This window comes from Yoonia sp. (genome assembly GCF_046292185.1).
Classification (GTDB): Bacteria; Pseudomonadota; Alphaproteobacteria; order Rhodobacterales; family Rhodobacteraceae; genus Yoonia.
The window spans coordinates 1-6,238 of sequence record NZ_JBKBQY010000132.1; the positions used below are offsets into that span (position 1 = coordinate 1).

Sequence of the window (6,238 nt, forward strand, 5' to 3'; positions counted from 1 at the left end):
GTCGAAGTGTTCCTGCGTCAGGTCGAAAACGCCCGTGGCGAAGCCGTCATTTCGCGTGAAATGGCCCGCCGCGAAGAAGCCTGGGATCGTCTGGAAAAAGCCTATGCTGACGAAGAACGTGTCGATGGCGCGATCTTTGGCCGCGTCAAAGGCGGGTTCACCGTTGATCTGGGCGGCGCTGTTGCGTTCCTGCCCGGCTCTCAGGTTGATGTCCGCCCCGTGCGTGACGCTGGCCCGCTGATGAACATGAAGCAGCCGTTCCAGATCCTGAAAATGGACCGTCGTCGGGGCAATATCGTTGTGTCGCGCCGTGCGATCCTGGAAGAATCACGTGCCGAACAGCGCGCTGAAGTCATCGGCAACCTGACCGAAGGTCAGGAAGTTGACGGCGTGGTCAAGAACATCACCGAATATGGTGCGTTCGTTGATCTGGGCGGCGTTGACGGCCTGCTGCACGTCACCGACATGGCATGGCGCCGTGTGAACCACCCATCCGAGATCCTGGCCATCGGCGAGACGATCAAGGTGCAGGTCATCAAGATCAACAAAGAAACCCACCGTATCAGCCTTGGCATGAAACAGCTGCAGGAAGATCCGTGGGATGCTGTGGAATCCAAGTTCTCCTTGGGTTCGGTCCATCAGGGCCGCGTGACCAACATCACTGATTACGGCGCATTTGTTGAGCTGGAAGCCGGCGTTGAAGGTCTGGTTCACGTGTCTGAAATGTCCTGGACCAAGAAAAACGTTCACCCCGGCAAGATCGTTTCGACCTCTCAGGAAGTCGAAGTTATGGTGCTGGAAATCGACAGCGCGAAACGTCGCGTGTCGCTTGGCCTGAAACAGACACAGCGTAATCCATGGGAAGTGTTTGCAGAAACCCATCCTGAGGGCACCGAGGTTGAAGGCGAAGTCAAGAACATCACCGAATTCGGTCTGTTCATTGGCCTTGAAGGCGACATCGACGGCATGGTCCACCTGTCCGACCTGACATGGGAAGGCCGCGGCGAAGACGTCATCGGCGATTTCCGCAAGGGTGACATCGTAAAAGCCAAGGTTGCCGAAGTTGACGTTGAAAAAGAACGCATCAGCCTGTCGATCAAAGCGCTGGACGGTGATCCGTTCGCAGAAGCCATCGGCGGCGTGAAGCGCGGTTCGATCATCACTGTTGAAGTGACCAAGATCGAAGATGGCGGCATCGAAGTCGAATATGAAGGCATGAAGAGCTTCATCCGTCGTTCCGATCTGTCGCGTGACCGTGCCGAACAGCGCCCAGAGCGTTTCGGCGTTGGCGACAAGGTCGATGTGCGCGTGACCAATGTCGACAGCAAGACCCGGAAGCTGGGTCTGTCGATCAAGGCGCGTGAGATCGCGGAAGAAAAAGAAGCCGTCGAACAATTCGGGTCTTCGGATTCCGGTGCGTCCCTTGGCGACATTCTGGGTGCCGCGCTGAAGCGCGACTAAACTACCCCGACTGACCGGATCAGCCCCGCTGCAAGCGATTGCGGCGGGGCTTTTTGCTGCGCTTTCGCTGCGAATCAAACATATATTTCTGCGTTGCAGCACCGCATGTGCAGCGCGGTGCCAAGCCCCCATCGGCGCATTGCCGCCAAACTTTCCAGCAATTTCAGACGCTTTGTCGCCAAAAAACCGACAATCGGGGCAAAGCCGTGCTTTCCGTATGCGATCTTTGTTCCTATAGTTTGCCTCACCGCGTCTGCCCGCGATGCCAATCAAAAGGTGCTGCCATGATCCGCTCGGAACTGATTCAGAAAATTGCTGACGAAAATCCGCATCTTTATCAGCGCGATGTCGAAAGGATCGTCAACACGATCTTTGACCAGATTACCGAGGCGATGGCGCAAGGCAATCGTGTCGAATTGCGCGGTTTCGGTGCGTTCTCGGTGAAAAAGCGCGATCCGCGTCTGGGCCGTAATCCCCGCACCGGCGAAGCGGTGGAAGTTGATGAAAAACACGTGCCGTTCTTCAAGACCGGAAAATTGTTGCGCGACCGGCTGAACGGCCAGTAAGAGGGTCTTATGAAGACTATTCGCTATGCCTTTTGGGCCATTGTCGCGCTTTGCCTGATCCTGATCGGGTTGGCCAACCGCGACCCCGTGACATTGCGCGCCATGCCCGTCGCGATCAGCGATCTGCTGGGCCTTTCGCCTGACCTGACATTGCCACTGTTCGTGGTGATCTTCATCGGCGTGGGCGCTGGGCTTGCCATCGGGTTCCTGTGGGAATGGGTCCGCGAATACCGCATCCGGTCCGAGGCGCGGGCAAAATCGCGCGAGGTGGAAAACCTGCGTCGCGAGGTCAATCATTTGCGTGGTGCTGCGGCGGGGGCCACATCGGATGATGACGTGCTGGCGCTGCTGGAACAGAAACGCTGATGGCACCTGAAACAAGGGTCAAGATTTGCGGGCTGCGCGACGCGGCGGGCCTCGATGCTGCCGTGCAGGCGGGGGCGGCCTATGTGGGGCTGGTGTTCTTTGACAAATCACCACGGCATCTGACGCTGGCGCAGGCGGCAAGCCTTGCCGCCGCCGTCCCTGCGGGGGTGGCCAAGGTCGCGCTGGTCGTGAATGCCGATGATGCGGCCCTTGATGCGCTGCTGGCGCAGGTGCCGGTGGATATCCTGCAATTGCACGGGTCCGAAACGCCAGAGCGTGTGAAAGAGATCAAGGCGCGCACCGGCCTTCCGGTGATGAAGGCCGTGGGCGTGGCGGGGCCGGATGATCTGGCCGCGTTGGATATTTATGCGCAGGTTGCGGATCAATTGCTGGTCGATGCCAAACCACCCAAGGGGGCCGATCTGCCAGGCGGCAATGGTCTGGCCTTTGACTGGGAGCTGATTGCCCGGCGGCGCTGGCCCGTGCCATGGATGCTGGCCGGGGGGCTGACGCCGGATAACGTGGCGCAGGCGGTGGCGCTGACAGGTACGCGGCAGGTGGATGTGTCCTCAGGTGTGGAATCGGCGCCGGGTGCGAAAGATGCCGATCTGATTGCGGCGTTTTGTGCCGCCTTGCGATAGGCGTTTACGATTGCCCCAAGGGGCGTTAGGTCTGTGGCAAGCGCAAAACAGCAGGTATCCCATGGCAAACGATCTATTTAACAGCTTCATGACCGGTCCCGATGAAAAGGGCCGCTTTGGCCAGTTCGGCGGGCGTTTCGTGTCGGAAACTCTGATGCCGCTGATACTGGAGCTGGAAGAGCAATATGAACATGCCAAGACGGATGAAAGTTTCTGGGCGGAAATGCATGATCTGTGGACCCATTACGTGGGCCGCCCCAGCCCGCTCTATCATGCTGAACGGCTGACTGAACATCTGGGCGGTGCCAAGATCTATATGAAGCGCGACGAGCTGAACCACACCGGCGCGCATAAGATCAACAATGTGCTGGGCCAGATCATTCTGGCGCGTCGCATGAGCAAAAGCCGGATCATCGCGGAAACAGGTGCCGGTCAGCACGGTGTCGCGACGGCAACGGTCTGTGCGAAATTCGGGTTGAAATGCGTGGTCTATATGGGCGCGCATGATGTCGAACGTCAGGCCCCCAATGTATTCCGGATGAAGCTTCTGGGGGCTGAGGTTATCCCTGTGACCTCTGGCCGTGGCACGTTGAAGGATGCGATGAATGACGCCCTGCGCGACTGGGTGACCAATGTGCGCGATACATTCTATTGCATCGGCACGGTGGCTGGCCCGCATCCTTACCCAGCGATGGTGCGTGATTTTCAGGCGATCATCGGCCAGGAAACCAAGACCCAGATGCAAGAGGCCGAGGGCCGTCTGCCCGATACGCTGATCGCGGCGATTGGCGGCGGGTCTAATGCGATGGGGCTGTTTTACCCGTTTCTGGATGACAAAGAGGTCAATATCATCGGGGTCGAGGCCGGGGGTAAAGGCGTCAACGAAAAGATGGAACATTGCGCGTCACTGACCGGCGGCCGCCCCGGCGTGTTGCATGGCAACCGCACCTATCTGTTGCAGGATGATGTCGGGCAGATATTGGAAGGGTTTTCGATCTCGGCGGGCCTCGATTATCCCGGCATTGGGCCGGAACATGCCTGGCTGCATGATATTGGCCGGGCGAAATACGTGTCGATCACCGATGCCGAGGCGCTGGAGGCGTTCCAGCTTTGCTGCGCGCTGGAAGGGATCATTCCCGCGCTGGAACCGTCGCACGCGCTGGCCCATGTGATGAAGATCGCGCCTGATCTGCCTGCGGATCATCTGCTGGTGATGAATATGTGCGGGCGTGGCGATAAGGATATCTTTACCGTCGCCAAGCATCTTGGGTTCGATATGAAGGCGTGACGCCCGCATCGTCGGTGGCAAAGATTTCATGCCACCGGCGGGGATATTCAGGCCCGGACGATGAAGTTAATCGATTGGCAATGCGTTTTCACGCAAGGCATCTATGGGAACGATTTCCAGCGCGCGGACATGGGTGGCGTAAAGGTTGACCTTGGGCGCGCAGCCTTCTTCATGCGCTTGCAGGAAACGGCCCGCGCACAGGCACCAGCCATCGCCCGCCTTCAGCCCCGGAAACCCGAATTCCGGGCGCGGCGTGGACAGGTCGTTGCCGACATACTTGGAAAAGGCCAGAAATTCATCGGTCATCACCGCGCAGACCGTATGGCTGCCGTTATCCGCCGCGCAGGTGTCACAGGCGCCGTTGCGGAAAAATCCAGTCATGGGCGCGGTGGAACAGGTGGCCAGCGTGCTGCCAAGGACGTTGAAGGAGGGGTCTTTTTCCATATTCTCAGGCTTTCTTTTCTATTGGCGACCATTGCACCCAGCGGCCGTGAAAATCGGCGCGCCCCATGGCAAAGCTCAGATCGCCGGGCCAGAGCCGCAGGGTAAGTGCGGCCCCGTTGCCGTGACCATCGGGTTCCATGCCGAACCATGCAAGCGGCGCATCGTCGCGGGCGGTTTGTCCGGCGGCACGGATCGCGGCCAGCCCTGCATCCTGCCGGTCCTGCGGGAAATATTGCCAGGCGATGGTGGTATAGATCAAGTGAAGCTGACCGGGTGTGTGGGTAAGCTGATCAGCCAACCAATCAACGGCATCACCTTTGGTGATGGGGGTTTGCGCTGTCGTCATCGCGGCGCGTGTCAGCGCCAGCCGGCCGGGTTGATCCGGCCAGAGATAGGCCTGCAGCCGCAACGCATCATGGATCGCGTTCAGCGGGTTCAGGTCAACCCCTGCGCGCGCGGTGACCTGTGGCCGGGTCGCGGGTGGTAAGGTGCCGGTCCAGTCGGGCGATAGCGTCAGGGCAGGGGTGGCGGGGCCGAATGTCTGGTCGCCGATCTGCAGCGCGTAATCATCCCAATGCAGGTTCAGCCCGGCGCTGGCGCCAAGTTCGCTGCAGCGGATCGGCAGGTTGTAAAGATCCGCCAGCCAATGCCCGAGGGCGATCAGCGTGGCAGAGCGCCGGACCTCGTTGGTTTGCGGTGGGGTGTCGAGCCAGTGTGATTGATCGCTGCGGCCTCTTGCATCAGAAGAACACTGACGGCGGACCAGAGGGTGGCGTCGCTGCTGGCTGTGGGCGGATAGACATCTGCTGTGCGTGGGTGTCCTTGCAGGTGTAGCGCATGGAATGCGCCCGCCAGCCGCAGCGGGACGGATTGGCCGGTCGGGCCAAGATCGCCCTGCCATGCGAATATCCGGTCAGTGACCGGGCTGGCGGGCCAGATTTGCGTGGCGCAAAGGCGCATCAACTGCCCCATGAAGGGCGAGCCGAGATCGACGCAGGATTGTGCCTGCCGGGCAAAGGCGGCGCGGGTGGCTGTTTCGCTCATCTGAATTTATCGAGCAGGCGGGACATCGCGCTGCGGGTGTCGGGGGCAGGGTCCGGCGCAGGTTCAGGCGCTTTCGCCGGCTTCGGCTTGCTGGTCGATGATCGCGGTGGCGCGGTACGCAGGGCCACGGCGTTCAGGAACCGCGCCCCGTCGCCTGCGACCAGATGCGCGATACCGTCGCTGATGCCGCGCATTTCATCGTCCAGCCAATCCTGATCGGCCTTGGGGAAATCGCGCAGCACATAGCCCGGCACGGCGTCTTTGTGCCCCGGATGGCCGACGCCCATCCGCACACGGCCATAATCCGGGCCGATATGGCCGTGGATGGATCGCAAGCCGTTGTGCCCGGCATGGCCGCCGCCGGTTTTCAGCCGCAGCTTGCCGGGGGCAAGGTCGATTTCGTCGTGAAATACGATGATGTCAGCGGG

Annotated in this window: 9 protein-coding genes; 5 read left to right on the top strand and 4 right to left on the bottom strand. The window is 60.2% G+C overall.

Annotation, left to right across the window (positions count from 1 at the left end; genetic code table 11):
- The 5 genes from rpsA to trpB all read left to right on the top strand — a co-directional run.
- Nucleotides 1-1,461: 30S ribosomal protein S1 (rpsA, locus tag ACK4TM_RS16510; protein WP_409703362.1), on the top strand; the 1,461-nt coding region annotated here is incomplete at its 5' end.
- Between the two features lie 284 nt (nucleotides 1,462-1,745).
- Complete coding sequence (gene ihfB / locus ACK4TM_RS16515) at nucleotides 1,746-2,027, top strand: integration host factor subunit beta (RefSeq protein ID WP_409703365.1); 282 nt, start codon at nucleotides 1,746-1,748, stop codon at nucleotides 2,025-2,027.
- A gap of 9 nt (nucleotides 2,028-2,036) precedes the next feature.
- Complete coding sequence (locus ACK4TM_RS16520; RefSeq protein ID WP_409703368.1) at nucleotides 2,037-2,393, top strand: lipopolysaccharide assembly protein LapA domain-containing protein; 357 nt, start codon at nucleotides 2,037-2,039, stop codon at nucleotides 2,391-2,393.
- Nucleotides 2,393-3,034 (top strand): phosphoribosylanthranilate isomerase, encoded by a 642-nt coding sequence (locus ACK4TM_RS16525; protein WP_409703371.1) that lies wholly within the window; start codon nucleotides 2,393-2,395, stop codon nucleotides 3,032-3,034. The genes ACK4TM_RS16520 and ACK4TM_RS16525 overlap by 1 nt, the downstream gene beginning before the upstream one ends.
- A 61-nt stretch (nucleotides 3,035-3,095) precedes the next feature.
- The gene (trpB, locus tag ACK4TM_RS16530) at nucleotides 3,096-4,322 is read left to right on the top strand and encodes a tryptophan synthase subunit beta (protein WP_409703374.1); all 1,227 of its coding nucleotides are present in this window, start codon (nucleotides 3,096-3,098) and stop codon (nucleotides 4,320-4,322) included.
- 66 nt (nucleotides 4,323-4,388) lie between these two features.
- Here trpB and ACK4TM_RS16535 read toward each other — a convergent pair whose 3' ends face one another.
- The 4 genes from ACK4TM_RS16535 to ACK4TM_RS16550 all read right to left on the bottom strand — a co-directional run.
- Nucleotides 4,389-4,766: a DUF2237 family protein gene (locus ACK4TM_RS16535; protein ID WP_409703377.1), complete on the bottom strand. Its 378-nt coding sequence runs from the start codon at nucleotides 4,764-4,766 to the stop codon at nucleotides 4,389-4,391.
- 4 nt (nucleotides 4,767-4,770) lie between these two features.
- The gene (locus ACK4TM_RS16540; RefSeq protein ID WP_409703386.1) at nucleotides 4,771-5,532 is read right to left on the bottom strand and encodes a DUF2332 domain-containing protein; all 762 of its coding nucleotides are present in this window, start codon (nucleotides 5,530-5,532) and stop codon (nucleotides 4,771-4,773) included.
- On the bottom strand, nucleotides 5,427-5,810 hold the full coding sequence (locus tag ACK4TM_RS16545; protein ID WP_409703380.1) for a DUF2332 family protein: 384 nt from the start codon (nucleotides 5,808-5,810) through the stop codon (nucleotides 5,427-5,429). The genes ACK4TM_RS16540 and ACK4TM_RS16545 overlap by 106 nt, the downstream gene beginning before the upstream one ends.
- The coding region (locus tag ACK4TM_RS16550; protein ID WP_409703383.1) for an aminoacyl-tRNA hydrolase at nucleotides 5,807-6,238 on the bottom strand (432 nt) is incomplete at its 5' end. The genes ACK4TM_RS16550 and ACK4TM_RS16545, both read right to left, overlap by 4 nt.